The organism is Microbacterium sp. 16-032, from assembly GCF_041079455.1.
Classification (GTDB): domain Bacteria; phylum Actinomycetota; class Actinomycetes; order Actinomycetales; family Microbacteriaceae; genus Microbacterium; species Microbacterium testaceum_A.
This window is the reverse complement of record NZ_JBFYGQ010000007.1, coordinates 1-15,556: the sequence shown is the minus strand read 5'-3', so window position 1 is coordinate 15,556 and position 15,556 is coordinate 1. Positions and strand designations below refer to the sequence as shown.

Here is a 15,556-nt window from a genome sequence, read left to right as displayed (position 1 = left end):
CTCAGCGCGCCGCGCTCACGAGCTCTCGCTCGGTGTCGCCGGTCTCGACCGTCGCCGCGTTGCGCTGCGCGCCGGTGCGACCGGTCTCGAGGAGCTCCGCGAGGAAGGCACCGGTGTGGCTGCCCTCGACCTTCGCGACCTGCTCGGGCGTGCCGGTGGCCACGATCGTTCCCCCGCCGGCGCCGCCCTCGGGGCCGAGGTCGATGACCCAGTCCGAGCTCTTGATGACGTCGAGGTTGTGCTCGATGACGATGACGGTGTTGCCCTTGTCGACGAGACCGTTGAGCACCTTCAGCAGCAGGGACACGTCTTCGAAGTGCAGACCGGTCGTCGGCTCGTCGAGCACGTAGATCGAGCGGCCGTTGCTCCGGCGCTGCAGCTCGGTCGCGAGCTTGACGCGTTGCGCCTCACCGCCCGACAGGGTAGTCGCCGACTGTCCGAGGCGCACGTAGCCCAGGCCGACATCGACGAGGGTCCGCAGGTAGCGGTGGATCGCCTGGATCGGCTCGAAGAAGTCCGCGGCCTCGGAGATGGGCATCTCGAGCACCTCGGCGATGTTCTTGCCCTTGTAGTGCACCGACAGGGTGTCGCGGTTGTAGCGCTTTCCGTGGCAGACCTCGCAGTCGACGTAGACGTCGGGCAGGAAGTTCATCTCGATCTTCAGCGTGCCGTCGCCGGAGCACGCCTCGCAGCGCCCGCCCTTGACGTTGAAGCTGAAGCGCCCGGCCTGGTAGCCGCGCACCTTGGCCTCGGGCGTCTCGGCGAACAGGCTGCGGATGCGGTCGAAGACGCCGGTGTAGGTGGCCGGGTTCGAGCGCGGCGTCCGGCCGATGGGCGCCTGATCGACGTGCACGACCTTGTCGAGGTTGTCGAGTCCGGTGACGCGCGTGTGCTTGCCGGGTACGCGCCGCGCGCCGTTCAGCTTGGAGGCGAGGACCTCGTACAGGATGCCGTTGACGAGCGTGGACTTGCCCGAGCCACTGACCCCGGTGACGGAGGTCAGCACACCGAGCGGGAAGTCGGCCGTCACATTCTGGAGATTATTCTCGCGTGCCCCGACGACCGTGACCTGGCGCTTCTTATCGATCTTGCGGCGCTTTTTGGGTGCCTCGATCGAACGGCGGCCCGAAAGGTAGGCACCGGTGAGGGAGCGCTCGTCTTCGAGGAGTTCGGCGAGAGGGCCGGAGTGGACGACGTTTCCGCCGTCGACGCCCGCGCGGGGTCCGATGTCGACCACCCAGTCGGCCGCGTGGATCGTCTCTTCGTCGTGCTCGACGACGATCAGCGTGTTGCCCAGGTCGCGAAGGGTCTCGAGGGTCTGGATGAGACGGCGGTTGTCGCGCTGGTGCAGGCCGATCGACGGCTCATCGAGGACGTAGAGCACACCCGTGAGGCCGGAACCGATCTGGGTGGCCAGGCGGATGCGCTGGGCCTCGCCGCCCGAGAGCGTACCGGCGGCGCGACCGAGGCTGAGGTAGTTCAGGCCGACCTGCAGCAGGAAGTCGAGACGAGCCCGGATCTCGCGCAGCACTGCGGCGGCGATCGTGGCCTCGCGGTCGGTCAGCGTGAGCTGCGAGAAGAAGTCCCGCGCGTCGGCGAGGCTCATGCGCGATGCCGCGGCGATCGAGGTGCCGTCGACGAGGACCGAGAGCACCTCGGGCTTGAGACGGTCGCCGTCGCAGACCGCGCAGGGAACCTCGCGCAGGTACTCCGACCAGCGCTGGCGCTGCGTGTCGGACTCGGCCTGGAGATACTGACGCTCGATGTACGGAACAACGCCCTCGAAGCCCGAGGAGTACCGCATCTCACGGCCGTAGCGGTTCTTCCATTTGACGGTCACCTTGTAGTTCTCGCCGCGGAGGACAGCCTGCTGGACGTCGTGCGAGAGGTCCTTCCACGGGGTGTCGAGCGAGAACTCCAGGTCGCGCGCGAGTCCTTCGAGCAGGCGCTCGTAGTACTGGAACAGGCCCTTGCCCTGCGTGGTCCACGGCAGGATCGCTCCGTCGCGGATGGAGAGTTCTTCATCGCCCAGCATGAGGTCGACGTCGACCGACATGCGCGTGCCGAGGCCCGAACACACGGGGCACGCACCGAACGGCGCGTTGAACGAGAACGTGCGCGGCTCGATCTCGGTCAGCTGCAGGGGATGGCCGTTGGGGCACGCGAGCTTCTCGGAGAACGACTGCCAGGCGTCGTCGCCCTCTTCGTCGACGTAGTTGACCTGCATGATGCCGCCGGCGAGGCCCATCGCGGTCTCGACCGAGTCGGTGACGCGGCTCAGGTTGTCACCGGAGGCTACGAGGCGGTCGACGACGACCGCGATGTCGTGCTTGTAGCTCTTCTTGAGTGTCGGGGGCTCGGCCAGCTGGACGAGCTCGCCGTCGACGACCGCGCGGGCGTAGCCCTTAGCGCTGAGCTCTTTGAAGAGGTCGACGAACTCGCCCTTCTTCTGGGTGACGACGGGGGCGACGATCTGGTAGCGCGTGCGCTCGGGCAACTCCATGAGCTGGTCGGCGATCTGCTGGATCGTCTGACGCTGGATGCGGGCGCCGCAATCGGGGCAGTGGGGAACGCCGACGCGCGCCCAGAGCAGGCGCATGTAGTCGTGGATCTCGGTGATCGTGCCGACCGTCGAGCGGGGGTTGCGGTTGGTCGACTTCTGATCGATCGAGACGGCCGGGCTGAGGCCCTCGATGAAGTCGACGTCGGGCCGGTCGACCTGTCCGAGGAACTGACGCGCGTACGCGCTCAGCGACTCGACGTACCGACGCTGCCCCTCGGCGAAGATCGTGTCGAAGGCGAGGCTCGACTTGCCAGAACCCGACAGACCGGTGAAGACGACGAGCGAATCGCGGGGGATGTCGAGGTCGACGTTCTTGAGGTTGTGGACACGCGCGCCCCGGACACTCAGCTTTCCGCTGGTACCGGAATTCGCGGATGACGAGGGCTGGGCGACAGGAACGATGGGCACCTGTTAAGTCTAGGTCGGACCTCCGACATCGGCCCCGGGTTCGCCCGGGGCGCACGGATGTGCGAGAGTGCGGGCCCCGCGGCGTCGCGCCCGGACGCCTCGGACGGTCGCCCCGGGCCGGGCGTCAGTCGCGCGTCGGTCCCGCGAAGGGAGCCAGACCATCGCGCAGCGCCACGAGCGCATCGTGGTCGACCCCGACCCGCTCCATGATCTTGCCCGGAACTTCGAGCGCGGCCGCGCGCAGAGCGCGGCCCTCGTCCGTCAGCGCGATGTCGAGCACGCGCTCATCGTCGGCGCGTCGTGACCGCGCCACCCTCCCCTGAGCCTCGAGGCGCTTGACGAGCGGCGACAGCGTGGCGGGCTCCATCGCGAGTTCGACGGCCAGAGCGCCGAGGGAGCGCGGCTCCTCCTCCCAGAGCGCGAGCATCACAAGGTACTGCGGGTGCGTCAGTCCGAGCGGCTCGAGCACGGGGCGGTAGATCGAGACCACGTTCCGGGCGGCCGTGACCAACGCGAAGCACACCTGGTTCTCGAGCTTCAGGAGGTCGTCCACGTGCGCTCCTCTCCATTCGTTAGTACACTAACTATCATGACACGAAGGGATGCCGACCGCCCGCCTCTGCGCGAGCGCGTCCGCGACGCCGGCGGCTGGTACCAGTACCTCAACACGCGCCTCATCCGGGTCGCCGGACCCGCGTCGGTCGGCCCGTACGAGGACACCCCCGAGCCCGTCCGCACGGAGCGCCCCTGTCCGCTGTGCGGTCACGCGATGTCCGAGCACGCCGTCGATCGGTCGGGGCCGAAGCCCCTCCTGCACTGCCCCTAATCTCCGACGCGGACCCGACTCACTCGTCGAGCACGGGCCTCCCCCGGTCATCGAGTGGCCAGCCTGGGTTGACCGCGACCTCCCAGGGGTGGCCGTCGGGGTCGACGAAGACGCCGGAGTACCCGCCCCACGGGGTGTCCACGCCCGCGCGCGCGAGCCGGGCTCCCGCCGCCTCCGCCTCCGCGAGGATCGCATCGACGTCAGCCGGGTGATCCACGTTGTGGGCGAGGGTCACCCCGCCCCAGCCCCCGGCATCCGAGACCCCGGAGTCCTCGGCGAGCTTCGCCCTGTCCCACAACGCGACGACCATACCTCCGACGTCGAAGAACGCCACCTCTCCGACGACCGACGACGGATGCGCTCGCCACCCGAGCGCCGTGTAGAAGGCCATCGCCCGTTCCAGATCGCTGACGCCGAGGGTGACGAGCGTGACGCGTTGTTCCATGACGACCTCCGTGCGCCGGACCCGATCAGGGTCAGGCGTGACCGGCGCGCTCCATGGCGCGCAGCTCTTTCTTCATGTCCTGCACCTCGTCGCGCAGGCGTCCGGCGAGCTCGAACTTGAGCTCGGCCGCGGCCGCGAGCATCTGCTGCGTGAGATCCGCGATCGTGGACTCGAGCTGATCGGCGCCCTCGGCCGCGATACCGGTGCGGCGCAGGGACGGCGTGGGCGATTTGCCCTTGCCGGACTTGTCGTTGCGTGCCAGGAGGTTCTTCGTGTCGGACGCCTCGCGGTTGAGCACCTCGGTGATGTCGGCGATCTTCTTGCGCAACGGCTGCGGGTCAATCCCGTGCTCGAGGTTGTAGGCGATCTGCTTCTCGCGACGACGCTCGGTCTCTTCAATGGCCTTGCTCATCGAGTCGGTCATCTTGTCGGCGTACATGTGCACCTCGCCCGAGACGTTTCGCGCCGCACGGCCGATGGTCTGGATGAGCGAGGTGCCGCTGCGCAGGAACCCCTCCTTGTCGGCATCGAGGATCGACACCAACGAGACCTCCGGAAGGTCGAGACCCTCCCGCAGGAGGTTGATGCCCACCAGCACGTCGTAGACGCCGGCGCGCAGTTCGGTGAGCAGCTCGACACGGCGCAGCGTGTCGACGTCGGAGTGCAGATACCGCACGCGGACCCCGTGCTCGCCGAGGAAATCCGTGAGCTCCTCCGCCATCTTCTTCGTGAGGGTGGTGACGAGCACGCGCTCGTCGCGCTCGACGCGGACGCGGATCTCTTCGAGCAGGTCGTCGATCTGTCCCTTCGAGGGCTTGACGATGATCTCCGGATCCACGAGACCGGTCGGACGGATGATCTGCTCGACCACGCCGTCGGCGATCCCCATCTCGTAGCGGCCCGGCGTCGCCGACAGGTAGACCGTCTGGCCGACGCGCTCCTTGAACTCGTCCCAGCGCAGCGGGCGGTTGTCCATCGCGCTCGGGAGGCGGAATCCATGCTCGACCAGAGTGCGCTTGCGCGAGGCGTCGCCCTCGTACATCGCCCCGATCTGCGGGACGGTCACGTGGGACTCGTCGATGACGAGAAGGAAGTCGTCGGGGAAGAAGTCGAGCAGGGTGTGCGGCGGGTCGCCGGGCATCCGGCCGTCCATGTGCCGCGAGTAGTTCTCGATGCCCGAGCAGAACCCGAGCTGCTGCAGCATCTCGAGGTCGAAGGTGGTGCGCATGCGCAGACGCTGCGCCTCGAGGAGCTTGCCCTGCGACTCGAATTCCTTCAGACGCTCCTCGAGTTCGTGCTCGATCGTTCCGATCGCACGCTGGACCGTCTCGGTCCCGGCGACGTAGTGCGATGCGGGGAAGATCGGCACGGAGTCCATCTTCTCGATCACATCGCCCGTCAGGGGGTGGAGGAGATACAGGGCCTCGATCTCGTCGCCGAACATCTCGATGCGGATGGCGTACTCCTCGTACACCGGGATGATCTCGATCGTGTCACCGCGCACGCGGAAGTTTCCGCGCGAGAAGTCGACATCGTTGCGGTTGTACTGCATCGAGATGAACTTGCGGATGAGGGCGTCGCGGTCGTACCGCTCCCCCACCTGCAGGGCCACCATCGCGCGGAGGTACTCTTCCGGCGCGCCGAGGCCGTAGATGCACGAGACCGTCGACACCACCACGACGTCGCGGCGCGAGAGCAGCGAGTTCGTCGTCGAGTGCCGAAGGCGCTCCACCTCTGCGTTGATCGAGCTGTCCTTCTCGATGAAGGTGTCCGTCTGCGGAACGTAGGCCTCGGGCTGGTAGTAGTCGTAATACGAGACGAAGTACTCGACGGCGTTGTTGGGCATCAGCTCGCGGAACTCGTTGGCCAGCTGGGCGGCCAGCGTCTTGTTGTGCGCGAGCACCAGCGTCGGGCGCTGCACCTGCTCCACCAGCCACGCCGTGGTCGCCGACTTGCCGGTACCCGTGGCACCCAGCAGCACGACGTCGGTTTCACCGGCGTTGATGCGCCCCGCGAGATCGGCGATCGCCTGTGGCTGATCACCGGAGGGCGTGTATTCGCTGATGACCTCGAAGGGGCGGACGGAGCGCGTGGCCTGCATACTTCCAGCGTAGGCGGGGCCTCCGACATCGGGGTCGGGTTGCGTTCGCCGTGGGCGAGCGCCCGGGTCCGCATCGGCCCGATCAGGCGGGACGGACCACCCGAGCCCAGAGCTCGTCGACCTGTCGACGCGTGGCATCCATGTCGGCCGCGGTGTCGATCACGACGTCCGCCAGAGCGAGTCGCTCCTCCTCGCTCGCCTGCGAACCCACGCGCGCGCGGGCGTCGGCCTCGCTCAGCCCCCGGTGCTCGACGAGGCGCCGCACGCGGAGCTCCGCGGGGCAGTGTGCCACGACCACCAGGTCCCACGAGTCGCCGCCGCGGGCCTCCGCGAGCAGGGGGACGTCGTACACGACCACCGCACCCGCGTCCGCGGCGAAGGCCTCCTCGAAACGCCGCTGCGACTCCTCGCGCACGGCCGGGTGCACGAGCGCGTTGAGGCGCCCGAGTCGATCGGGATGACCGAACACAAGGGTTCCGAGCGCGGCCCGATCGAGAGACCCGTCGGGTCGCACGACGCCCGCGCCGAACTCGTCGGCGATCGCGCCGAGCACCACGGACCCCGGGGCCTGCACCTCCCGCACGATCGCATCCGCGTCGACCACGACGGCTCCGCGGTCGGCGAGAAGGCCGGCGATGGTGGATTTGCCCGAGGCGATCCCACCCGTCAACGCGAGAAGAGGCACCCATCGAGGATGCCATATCCGCACGTCCTCTCACCGGGGAGGCGGATCGTCCACCTGTCGTCTACGATTTGCCCAGGCCGCACGCCCGTTCCGGCCCGACGAAAGCTCCGCCATGACCTCCCCACACACCACTGTGGTGATCGAGGACGACCTCGACATCCGCCTCCTCGTGACGGCGGTCCTCGAGAGCGCCGGATACGTCGTCCACGCGGCCGCGACCGGCCTCGACGGCATCGAACTCGTCCGTCGGCACGACCCCGTTGTGACGACGTTGGACGTGAGCATGCCGGGGATCGACGGGTTCGAGACGGCGCGCCGCATCCGCGCGTTCAGCGACACCCGCATCCTCATGGTGAGTGCGCGGGCTGATGAGAACGAACAGCGGGCGGGCCGCGAGGCCGGCGCCGACGACTACCTCACCAAGCCGTTCCGTCCGCGCGAGCTCCGCCAGCGGGTCACCGACCTCGCCCAGTCCGTCCGGGACTGACCCCCGACTCAGGCTAGCCCGAAGGCCTGTTCGCCGGTCGCAGCCGCGTGCGCCGCGGCCTCGTCCGCTCGCGTCGTGAGGGCGACGGAGTGATAGCCGTGATCGGCGGCCAAAGCCATTCCGACGCCCACGGTGGGCACGACCGCGGCGCCCAGGCGCGCGAGGTCGGCGACCACGCGCTGATGCAGGACGCGAGCGGCGCGACGCACGTCCGTCGTCGGCGTCGTGGTGAACGCCACGGCGAGGCCGGCGGCATCCGTCTCCCCCACGAGAGCCATCGTGGGCGAGTGCCGACGCACGGACGCGCGCACCTCGAGGGCCAGCCGCTCGGCGTCATCGGGGCCGAAAGCGACCGCGACGCGCTTGAGATCGTCGATCCGGATGCCGATCACGCACACGCCCTCGCCCGCCTCCTCGGCCCGCGAGCAGATGATGGCGAGAGTGGCCTCGAACGATTCGCGGAAGAGCACGCCGTTCGCGTCCACCGACAGCCGTCGGGTCTCGGACGTCCCGCGCAGCGCCGACTCGTTCGCCCGGAGGACGGAGGTCACCACCACCGCCGCGATGACGAGCGAGATCGTGAGGATCGCCGACACCCGCGTGTCGAACGCGTCGCGGAACAGCGCGCTGTCGGGGCCGAGCGAGAGGAACACGATCGCGCGAGCGACAAACCACACCGTCTCGACCGCCAGGACGACGGTCAGTCCCGACGAGCTCCAGCGACGGGCGATCGCCCCTCGACGCGTCTCGATCGCCCCCGTCGCGGCGAACACCGCGTTGCCGAGGAAGAACGGCACGGCCCCCGCCCACGATCCTCCCTCGGGCCCTGCGGCCAGAGCGGCGACGACGACCACGAGGACGGTCGCCGTGAGGATGAGCGCGGCGCGGCGAACCGATCCGCCGTTGAAGGCGACGCACCCCAGCCAGATGAAGCCGGTCGCGGCGACGAACGCGCCGTTGCCCACCGCGATCGCGACGTACACGTCGGGGAGCAGCAGCCAGGCCAGGTAGCACATGGCCGAGAACGTCCCCGACAGGTAGGCGCTCGCCCACAGTCGCCCGGGGAGACCGTCCTTGAGCATGAGGGTGTCGAGCAGGTACATGACCGTCGACATGACGATCACGAGGGTCGCCGCGGCCTGCAGGGTGAGGACGTCGAGGTTCACGGGGTCTCCCTCGGATCGCGTGGCAGCCGCACGGTGAAGGTCGCCCCTTCGCCCGCTGCCGTGTGCACGGTGATCTCGCCGCCGTGGGCGCGGACGAGGTCTCGGCTGATGGCGAGGCCCAGCCCGCTGCCGTGGGTCGAGGATTTGCGCACGGCGTCGCCCCGGAAGAACCTTTCGAACAGGCGCGCCTGTTCGCTCGCGCTGATGCCCGGCCCGTCGTCCGAGATGACGACCGTGATCGAGCGCGGTTCGTTTCCGACCGAGACGGCCACCGACCCCCCGCGCGGGTTGTACTTCACGGCGTTCGAGAGCAGATTGTCGATGACCTGGCGCACCCGGCGTCCGTCGACCAGCGCGTGCGCCGTCGGCAGGTCGCCGGCCTCGATCAGGATGCCGTGATCATGCGCCTTCAACGCGATCGACTCGATCGCGGAGCGGACGATGGCCGAGACGTCGGTCGGGCGCAGATCCAGGTCGACGCCGAAGCCCTCCCTCGACGTGGACGACACCGCGAGGATGTCGGCGACCAGCTCGAGCAGCCGCGAGGCGTTGCGCTCGGCCACCTCGAGCCTCTCCCGGGTCGCGGGATCGAGCTCGTCGTCGTCGAGCGCGAGGTCGAGGTAGCCGATGATCGAGGTGAGCGGGGTGCGCAGCTCGTGCGAGACGCTGGCGACCAGGTCTTCGCGGGCTCGACGGGCTTGCTCCTCCACCGTCACGTCGCGCGAGACGACCACCGCCCCGGCGTCGCCGGCGTCGCTGCGGGGCAGACGGCGCGCGGTGACGTTGAGGGCGCGGCGGTCCTCCCCCGGGAGGCCGTACCAGACCACCTCACCCTCGAACACCTCTCCCGAACGCGCGCGAGCGAGCGGAGCGGATTCGGGGGCGATCGCGGTGGACCCGTCGGCGGCGAACACCGCGACCTCCCGGCCGAAGGCGTCCGTGCTGTTCAACAGGAGCCCGTGGGCGGTGTTGGTGACGGAGAACTCCCCGGTCGGGGTGATGCGCGTGACGCCGAAGTCGACGGCATCCAGCACCTCGGTGACGAGGTCCTCCTGACGCCGGGCACGATCGAGGGCTCGACGCAGCTCGGCGGACTGCTTCTCGAGCAGGACCCGCTGGGCGCGGGATCGTCGAGCGGTGAACGCGGCCATCGACGACAGCGCCGTCACGGTGAAGGGCAGCACGAGGGTCGACGCGGTGAATCTCTGCAGGTCATCGGTCGAGAGCTGGTGGACCATCACGGCGGTCACCGTCAACGACACGGCGACGACGCCGCGCAGACCGAAGACCGTCCCGATCCAGATCGCGGGGAACGTCCACAACAGACCGACTCCGGCCAGCGGCGAGCTCTCGCGCATGACGGCGATCGCCACGACGTCGACGATCGGCAACAGCCCGACCACCCACCGGGGCATGCGCTGCCAGGGCAGGAGCACGGCGGCGATCGCACCCGCGAAGACGAGCGAGGTCCCTCCGAAGAACAGCGAGGCGTGGCCCACCTGCCCCACCGAGATCGACACCACGACACTCAGGAGGGTCGCTGCGGCGAGAAGCGTCTGGCTCGCCACGATGCTGCGGCGCAGACCGAAGCGCTCGCTCGAGGTCGGAGGCGCCATGGCCTCGACCATAGCGTTTCCCGAGTGCGCGACAGGGGCGGTGTGCTCCGGCACGCCGGTCAGGGGGTCGTGACGGCTCGCGCGAAGGGGTCAGAACCCGAAATCGCCGCCGAAATCTCCCCCGAGGTCCCCGCCGAAGTCACCGCCGAAATCGGCCGCGCCCGCGTCCGTCTCCGACGCGTCCGCGACGCCGGCGGCATCCGCGTCGGCCTGGGCGTCCGCTACCGCGCCGTCGGCGTATCCCGCGTCGTATCCGGGGTCGAACAGCGCCCCGACGAGAGCGGAACCGACGACGTACCCCCCGATTGTCCCGAGCATCGAGGCTCCGAGCATCGACCCGAAACCCGGCCCGTTCGAGAACCCGCGCCCGCCGAAGGTGCGCTCCATGAAACCCGGCTGCGAGTACTCGGCGCGGGTGGCCGCGCGGGCCAGGGATGCAGGATCATCGCTTGCGGGACACTCGGCGGGTGCCAACCCGGCCGACATCTCGGCGAGCACCTGTTGACGCTGGGCCGGGGTCAACCGGCCGAAGGCTTCGGCGTGCACCTGCTCGACCGTCTCGGGAGGCGCCGTCCGGAGCAGGTAGCGGTAGCGTTCGATCGCCTGGCGGTCCTCGTCGGACCCGGATGCGGCGGCCGGCGCCTGCTGCTGCGCGGGCGGAGGGGCGTACCGACCCTCGGCGTCGCGAGAGCCGCTCGCCGAACCGCGGGGCACCGGCGTCTCGGGGGCTCGTCGCGAGGCGTCGTCGCCGGAGCCGAACAGTCTGTCGAACAAACCCATGGGTACGCCTCTCGGATCGTGTGTCTCGAACCGTAGACCGCTCGCCTCGGAGCGCCCTGAGGCTTGTGGACGGCGGAGCACTCGTGGCAGACGGGGCGGCGGAGCGTGCGACAGCCGTCAGCCCCGGCGCGCGATCGCCGCGCTCGTCCACCGGGCGTACAACGCCCAGGGGTCGTCGACGCCCGCCGCGAGCTCGGCCACGTGCGCGTCGAGCGCGGGACTGCGGTGGAACCACTCGGTCCTGCCGAATCGCTCGTCGCCGAACTGCGCGTGTCGACGCCGCTCGACGAGCCTGTCCCCCGGCTCGAAGGCGAGGAGTTCGTCGTGCCAGATCGCGGCCAGCCGCTGGCGGGGGCTCGCCGTGGTGCCGATCTTGATGCGGTCGTCGAACCGGAGGTAGTAGACGACGTCGACGCGCGGCGGCGGCAGTTCGCCGTCGACGGGGTCGCCGTGCCGCCACTCGCACACCGCGCAGAGCCACCCGCTCGGCCACCGCACGCCCAGCCGCGACCCGCACAATCGGCAGGGCGCCGGGAGCACGTCGGTCACGCCGTCGTGTCCGGCGGCCCAGTCCGCGCTCACGCTCAGGTGCCAGGTGCACATGGCCACCGGGGCGGAGGAATCGCCCGCTCGCCGGCAATCGGGCACGAGGCAGTCGGGGTCGGACATGCGCTCACGCTACGCCCGACCCCCGACATCGCCGTCAGTCGTCGGCGGCCGGCGCCTCCAGAACGAGGAACAGACCGGCGTACGGCCCGAGCTCGAGAGAGAAGCTCTGCAGTTCGTCCACTCGGCCGACGGCCTCGCCGGTCGCGGCGTCGATCGCGGTGCTCTGCGGTACCAGCCACTCCGACCGGACCGTTCCCTCGATCGTCTCGCCCGAGAAGTTCAGCACCGTGATCTGCAAGGGCGCCGACTCGTCCCGTCGGTCGCCCCCGTCGAGACGATGGACCATGACGAGCATGCTCGGATGCCCGACCTGCGGGATGTCGACCTGAGAGGCGATGGCGATGCCGTGATCGCCGCGGATCCGCAGGATCTCTTTCAGCCCCGACAGGAAGGATTCGGGGTCTTCCTGCTGCCGGCCCAGCGAGCCGTAGAGCGAGCGCGCGCGCGGCACGCCCGACATCGACGACGCTGCGTCGGGGGCCACGTCGAGCAGGTCGTGCGCTCCCCGCTCGATCCAGCGTGTGTCGCCGGTCGAGATGAGGTGTCGCACGTCGTCCGCCGGAAGCGTGAGCGAGCCCGTGAGGTCCCAGCCCGAGAGGGCGAAGACCCCCGGCTGCCAGGAGTTGTACTTCGCGAGCAGCAGGTGCGCATCGCGGATGGCCGGGATGTCTTGGTCGGTGATCTCGTCGAGCGTCGCCTTGCCCTGCGTCGCGGCGATGAGGGATGCCGATGTGCAGGCGATCCCGTTCTGCGTGAAGACGAGGTTGTAATCGGCGTCGACGGTGAGCTTCTCGGTGAGCTCGGCGCGCACCATCTCGGCGATTTCTCCCCCGGTGTGCTCCTCGTGCCGGAAGGGGTAGACGGTGTCGCGGTGGGTCGTGGCCCAGTGCACGAGCTCGTAAGTCAACTCGTCGTGATTCTGCATGCCGTGCACGAGCTGCACGGGCTCGACGCCGGTCTCGAGCGCCGTGGTGAGCGCGAGCCGCAGGAACTCCGTGTTCGCCGTGGCGAGGGCGTGGTGATACCCGGGCCGCGTGACGAAGTCGTACGACAGGTCGGCGCCGACCGCACTTGTGTCGCGGATGTCCTCCATCGTGAGGTTCAGCTCTTGGAACGTGAACCCGCCGACCTTTCGGACCATCCCGGCGATGATGTGGTTGGCCGCGTGCGACAGCGGGTGCCCCTCCGACCACGCGGGCAGACCCTCTGCGCTCTTCTCCACACCAAGGAAGCCGTTCGCGTCGAGTCGCAGCGCGCTCGTCCCGAGATCGCCGAGGGAGTGCAGGGCGTCTCCGATCACGAGCCGCATCCCCGCGAAGGTGGGGTCGAGCCAGTTGATCGACGGCTGCCCCTCCTTGAAGTAGTGGAGGTACACCCAGCGTCGCTCGAGACCGTCGGTGCCGACGACCGGGGCGGTCGTACTCCAGTTCGTCTCTTTCACCCCCGGGGTGTAGAAGATGACGCGCTGCAGCTCGCCGATGATGTAGCCGCGTGCGCTGAGCTCGCGCTCGGTCTCGGCGTCGAGGTTGACCGAGTCGCGTCCGGCGGGCACCTCGGGAAGCAGGTCCCAGTCCTCACGCGGGATCTCGACCATGTGGTAGATGCCCGGGTAGTCCTTGTAGGCCATCTCGGCGAGCCGGAAATCCGCGCCCTTACCGGTGTGACCGGGAACGATGTCGTCGATGACGCTGCCGCCGTGCGACTCCGCCACGTCGGCCACGCGGCGGAAGGCGTTCTCGTCACCGAATTCGGGGTCGATCTGCGTGCTGATGCGATCGAAGTGACCGTCGACGCTGGGGGTCTCCTGCCAGCCGGTGATGCCTCCGGCTCTCTTGACGGGACCGGTGTGGATGCCGTTGATCCCCACCCACTCGAAAGCCTCCCACAGCGCCTCATCGCCGAGTGCCTCGAGGAAGGACTCTCCCGGGCGGGTGATGAGCGAGATCGGATAGGCCGTGAACCAGACGTCGGTCGATTCGATGGCTCGGCGCGCGTCCGGGCGCGCGTACGGATTACGCCACATCGAGGGCTGACCGGACAGCTGCCGGCTCAGCACATCGGCGTCTTTGAGCATCGACTGACGGACGAGCCACTCCACATAGGAGGGATTGCCGCCGTTCGCGTTGCGGGGATCGGTGAGGAATCGACGGAGAGTGCCACCGCGGAACTGGTCGCGGGGACGCAGCCGACGGGGTCGCGCCGGATAGCGCTGCTCGTCGTAGCTGATTTCGGTCGTCGTCTCGACCGCCTCTTCGGCATCGATGTCATCCGCGTCGTTCCGACCGGCATCGACCATCTCGTCGTCCATCACAGCGCGCTCATCGGCGTCGTCCACTCCCGACCTCCCTCACGTCATATCCGACGCTAGTCGCTTCCACCGACATCGACCTCGGGCATTGACCTCGACCCGCCGGGTGTCGACAGATCCGTCGTGCGCGCATTCCTCCGGGCTCACCGCGGACGCGACGGGGCCCCGCGCAGGGCCGACCAGGCGATCACCAGCGCGAGCAAGCACATCCCGAGCACCGCGGCGAGGAACACCCCCCACCCGACGGAGGAGAAGACCAGTCCCAGCAGCCATCCGAACAGGCTCGAGCCCGCGTAGTACCCGAGGTAGTACAGCGACGACGCCTGCGCGCGGGCCTCGGGATCGGCGGCGACGGGTGTCCAGCCCGAGGCCACCGCGTGCGCTCCGAAAAAGCCGGCGGTGAAAGCGAGCAGCCCCACGATCACCGCGGCGATGAACGGCAGGAACATCACGATCACGCCCGCCGCCATGAGTCCGGTGCTGCCGAGCAGGAGGGGGAGCCTGCCGTACCGCACGGCCAGCGCGCCCGCCCGCGGAGACGAGACCGTCCCGGCCAGGTACGCGAGGAACAACAGCGTCACGATCGCCGGCGGCAGAGCGAACGGCGGGGCCGCCACGTGGAAGCCCAGATAGTTGTAGACCGCGACGAAGGCGCCCATCAGCAGGAACGCTTGCGCGTACAGCGCCATCTGCACCGGAGAGCAGAGGTTCAGCGCCAGACGCCGCCTCACCGACGGTCCCCTCACCGTCCGGGACCGACCGGGAACGAATCCCCTGGCGGCCGGCACAAGCCACAAGAAGACCACCGCCGCGACCACGCAGAGAAGGACGACGGATGCCACCCCCCACCGCCACCCGGCCAGTTCGGCGATCCAGCCCGAGGCCACGCGTCCCGACAGACCACCCACGGTCGTTCCCGCGATGTAGGAGCCAGCCGCGGCCGCCACGAAGCGGGGCGACACCTCCTCGCTCAGGTAGGCGAGAGCGACAGCCGGAACGGCGCCGAGCGCCGCCCCCTCGAGAAGGCGCAGCGCCAACAGCACGCCGAGGTCGCCGGCGAAGGGCGTGACAGCGCCGAGAAGCGTGGCCGCGATCAGGCCGATGGCCATGGCGGGCACGCGGCCGATGCGATCGGCTACCAGCGACCAGGGGATGACCGCCACCGCCAGGCCCAGAGTGGATGCCGAGACGGTCAGCGCCGCCCCTGCCGGACCCGACGTCAGATCGTCGGCGATCGCCGGGAGGACGGCCTGCGTCGCGTACAACTGCGCGAAGGTCGCGACGCCACCGAAGAAGAGTCCGATCAGCAGGCGACGGTAGTCGCGACTCCCGGGGAGATGGCCCGAGAACTCGCTCACACCCTCGAGCCTATCGACCAGTGCCCCGGGGTAAGACGAAGCGCCGGTACCCACACCACCTTCTCTAGGTGGTGTGGGCACCGGCGCTGAAACCCAATCCCCGGGCGGTCGACCGGGGTCGATCACCGGGGGATTGTGCCCGTA

Annotated in this window: 13 protein-coding genes; 2 read left to right on the top strand and 11 right to left on the bottom strand. The window is 69.2% G+C overall.

The annotated features are described in order from the left end of the window. Position 1 precedes the first annotated feature (1 nt). Both uvrA and AB6V31_RS15010 read right to left on the bottom strand, forming a co-directional pair. Entirely contained in the window at positions 2-2,971 is a 2,970-nt protein-coding gene (gene uvrA, locus AB6V31_RS15015) for an excinuclease ABC subunit UvrA (protein WP_074694853.1), read from the bottom strand. Between the two features lie 124 nt (positions 2,972-3,095). Then, positions 3,096-3,524 carry a MarR family transcriptional regulator gene (locus tag AB6V31_RS15010; RefSeq protein ID WP_279367172.1) on the bottom strand — a complete coding sequence of 143 codons (429 nt, stop codon included), beginning with the start codon at positions 3,522-3,524 and terminating at the stop codon, positions 3,096-3,098. A gap of 36 nt (positions 3,525-3,560) precedes the next feature. Between AB6V31_RS15010 and AB6V31_RS15005 the strand changes: the two genes are divergently transcribed. Continuing rightward, entirely contained in the window at positions 3,561-3,797 is a 237-nt protein-coding gene (locus tag AB6V31_RS15005) for a hypothetical protein (protein WP_369366620.1), read from the top strand. A 19-nt stretch (positions 3,798-3,816) separates the two neighbouring features. On the opposite strand, the gene AB6V31_RS15000 is transcribed toward AB6V31_RS15005, so the two are convergent. The 3 genes from AB6V31_RS15000 to coaE form a co-directional block, all read right to left on the bottom strand. Further along, complete coding sequence (locus tag AB6V31_RS15000; RefSeq protein WP_369366618.1) at positions 3,817-4,242, bottom strand: VOC family protein; 426 nt, start codon at positions 4,240-4,242, stop codon at positions 3,817-3,819. 31 nt (positions 4,243-4,273) lie between these two features. Next, positions 4,274-6,343, bottom strand: coding sequence for an excinuclease ABC subunit UvrB (gene uvrB, locus AB6V31_RS14995; RefSeq protein WP_074694849.1), 2,070 nt, complete (start codon positions 6,341-6,343; stop codon positions 4,274-4,276). Between the two features lie 82 nt (positions 6,344-6,425). Continuing rightward, positions 6,426-7,028 (bottom strand): dephospho-CoA kinase, encoded by a 603-nt coding sequence (gene coaE, locus AB6V31_RS14990; protein ID WP_369366615.1) that lies wholly within the window; start codon positions 7,026-7,028, stop codon positions 6,426-6,428. A gap of 112 nt (positions 7,029-7,140) precedes the next feature. Here coaE and AB6V31_RS14985 point away from each other — a divergent pair, with 112 nt between their 5' ends. Continuing rightward, entirely contained in the window at positions 7,141-7,515 is a 375-nt protein-coding gene (locus AB6V31_RS14985; RefSeq protein WP_144784740.1) for a response regulator transcription factor, read from the top strand. 8 nt (positions 7,516-7,523) lie between these two features. On the opposite strand, the gene AB6V31_RS14980 is transcribed toward AB6V31_RS14985, so the two are convergent. From AB6V31_RS14980 to AB6V31_RS14955, 6 genes are all read right to left on the bottom strand, one after another. After that, complete coding sequence (locus AB6V31_RS14980) at positions 7,524-8,681, bottom strand: diguanylate cyclase (RefSeq protein WP_056232238.1); 1,158 nt, start codon at positions 8,679-8,681, stop codon at positions 7,524-7,526. After that, entirely contained in the window at positions 8,678-10,297 is a 1,620-nt protein-coding gene (locus tag AB6V31_RS14975; RefSeq protein WP_369366612.1) for a sensor histidine kinase, read from the bottom strand. Before AB6V31_RS14975 ends, AB6V31_RS14980 begins: the two co-directional genes overlap by 4 nt. A gap of 90 nt (positions 10,298-10,387) precedes the next feature. After that, entirely contained in the window at positions 10,388-11,077 is a 690-nt protein-coding gene (locus tag AB6V31_RS14970; RefSeq protein WP_369366610.1) for a hypothetical protein, read from the bottom strand. 117 nt (positions 11,078-11,194) lie between these two features. After that, positions 11,195-11,746, bottom strand: coding sequence for a GIY-YIG nuclease family protein (locus AB6V31_RS14965; protein ID WP_056232249.1), 552 nt, complete (start codon positions 11,744-11,746; stop codon positions 11,195-11,197). 34 nt (positions 11,747-11,780) lie between these two features. Further along, positions 11,781-14,081, bottom strand: coding sequence for a maltose alpha-D-glucosyltransferase (gene treS / locus AB6V31_RS14960; RefSeq protein ID WP_200914225.1), 2,301 nt, complete (start codon positions 14,079-14,081; stop codon positions 11,781-11,783). A 116-nt stretch (positions 14,082-14,197) separates the two neighbouring features. After that, positions 14,198-15,412, bottom strand: coding sequence for an MFS transporter (locus tag AB6V31_RS14955; RefSeq protein ID WP_369366608.1), 1,215 nt, complete (start codon positions 15,410-15,412; stop codon positions 14,198-14,200). Positions 15,413-15,556 lie beyond the last annotated feature (144 nt).

What these genes read in the sequence shown, in the direction of transcription:
- AB6V31_RS15000 (WP_369366618.1), bottom strand. Translation starts at nt 4,242, where the DNA reads ATGGAACAACGCGTCACGCTCGTCACCCTCGGCGTCAGCGATCTGGAA.
- AB6V31_RS14965 (WP_056232249.1), bottom strand. Translation starts at nt 11,746, where the DNA reads ATGTCCGACCCCGACTGCCTCGTGCCCGATTGCCGGCGAGCGGGCGAT.
- AB6V31_RS14970 (WP_369366610.1), bottom strand. Translation starts at nt 11,077, where the DNA reads ATGGGTTTGTTCGACAGACTGTTCGGCTCCGGCGACGACGCCTCGCGA.
- AB6V31_RS14975 (WP_369366612.1), bottom strand. Translation starts at nt 10,297, where the DNA reads ATGGCGCCTCCGACCTCGAGCGAGCGCTTCGGTCTGCGCCGCAGCATC.
- uvrB (WP_074694849.1), bottom strand. Translation starts at nt 6,343, where the DNA reads ATGCAGGCCACGCGCTCCGTCCGCCCCTTCGAGGTCATCAGCGAATAC.
- AB6V31_RS14985 (WP_144784740.1), top strand. Translation starts at nt 7,141, where the DNA reads ATGACCTCCCCACACACCACTGTGGTGATCGAGGACGACCTCGACATC.
- AB6V31_RS15005 (WP_369366620.1), top strand. Translation starts at nt 3,561, where the DNA reads ATGACACGAAGGGATGCCGACCGCCCGCCTCTGCGCGAGCGCGTCCGC.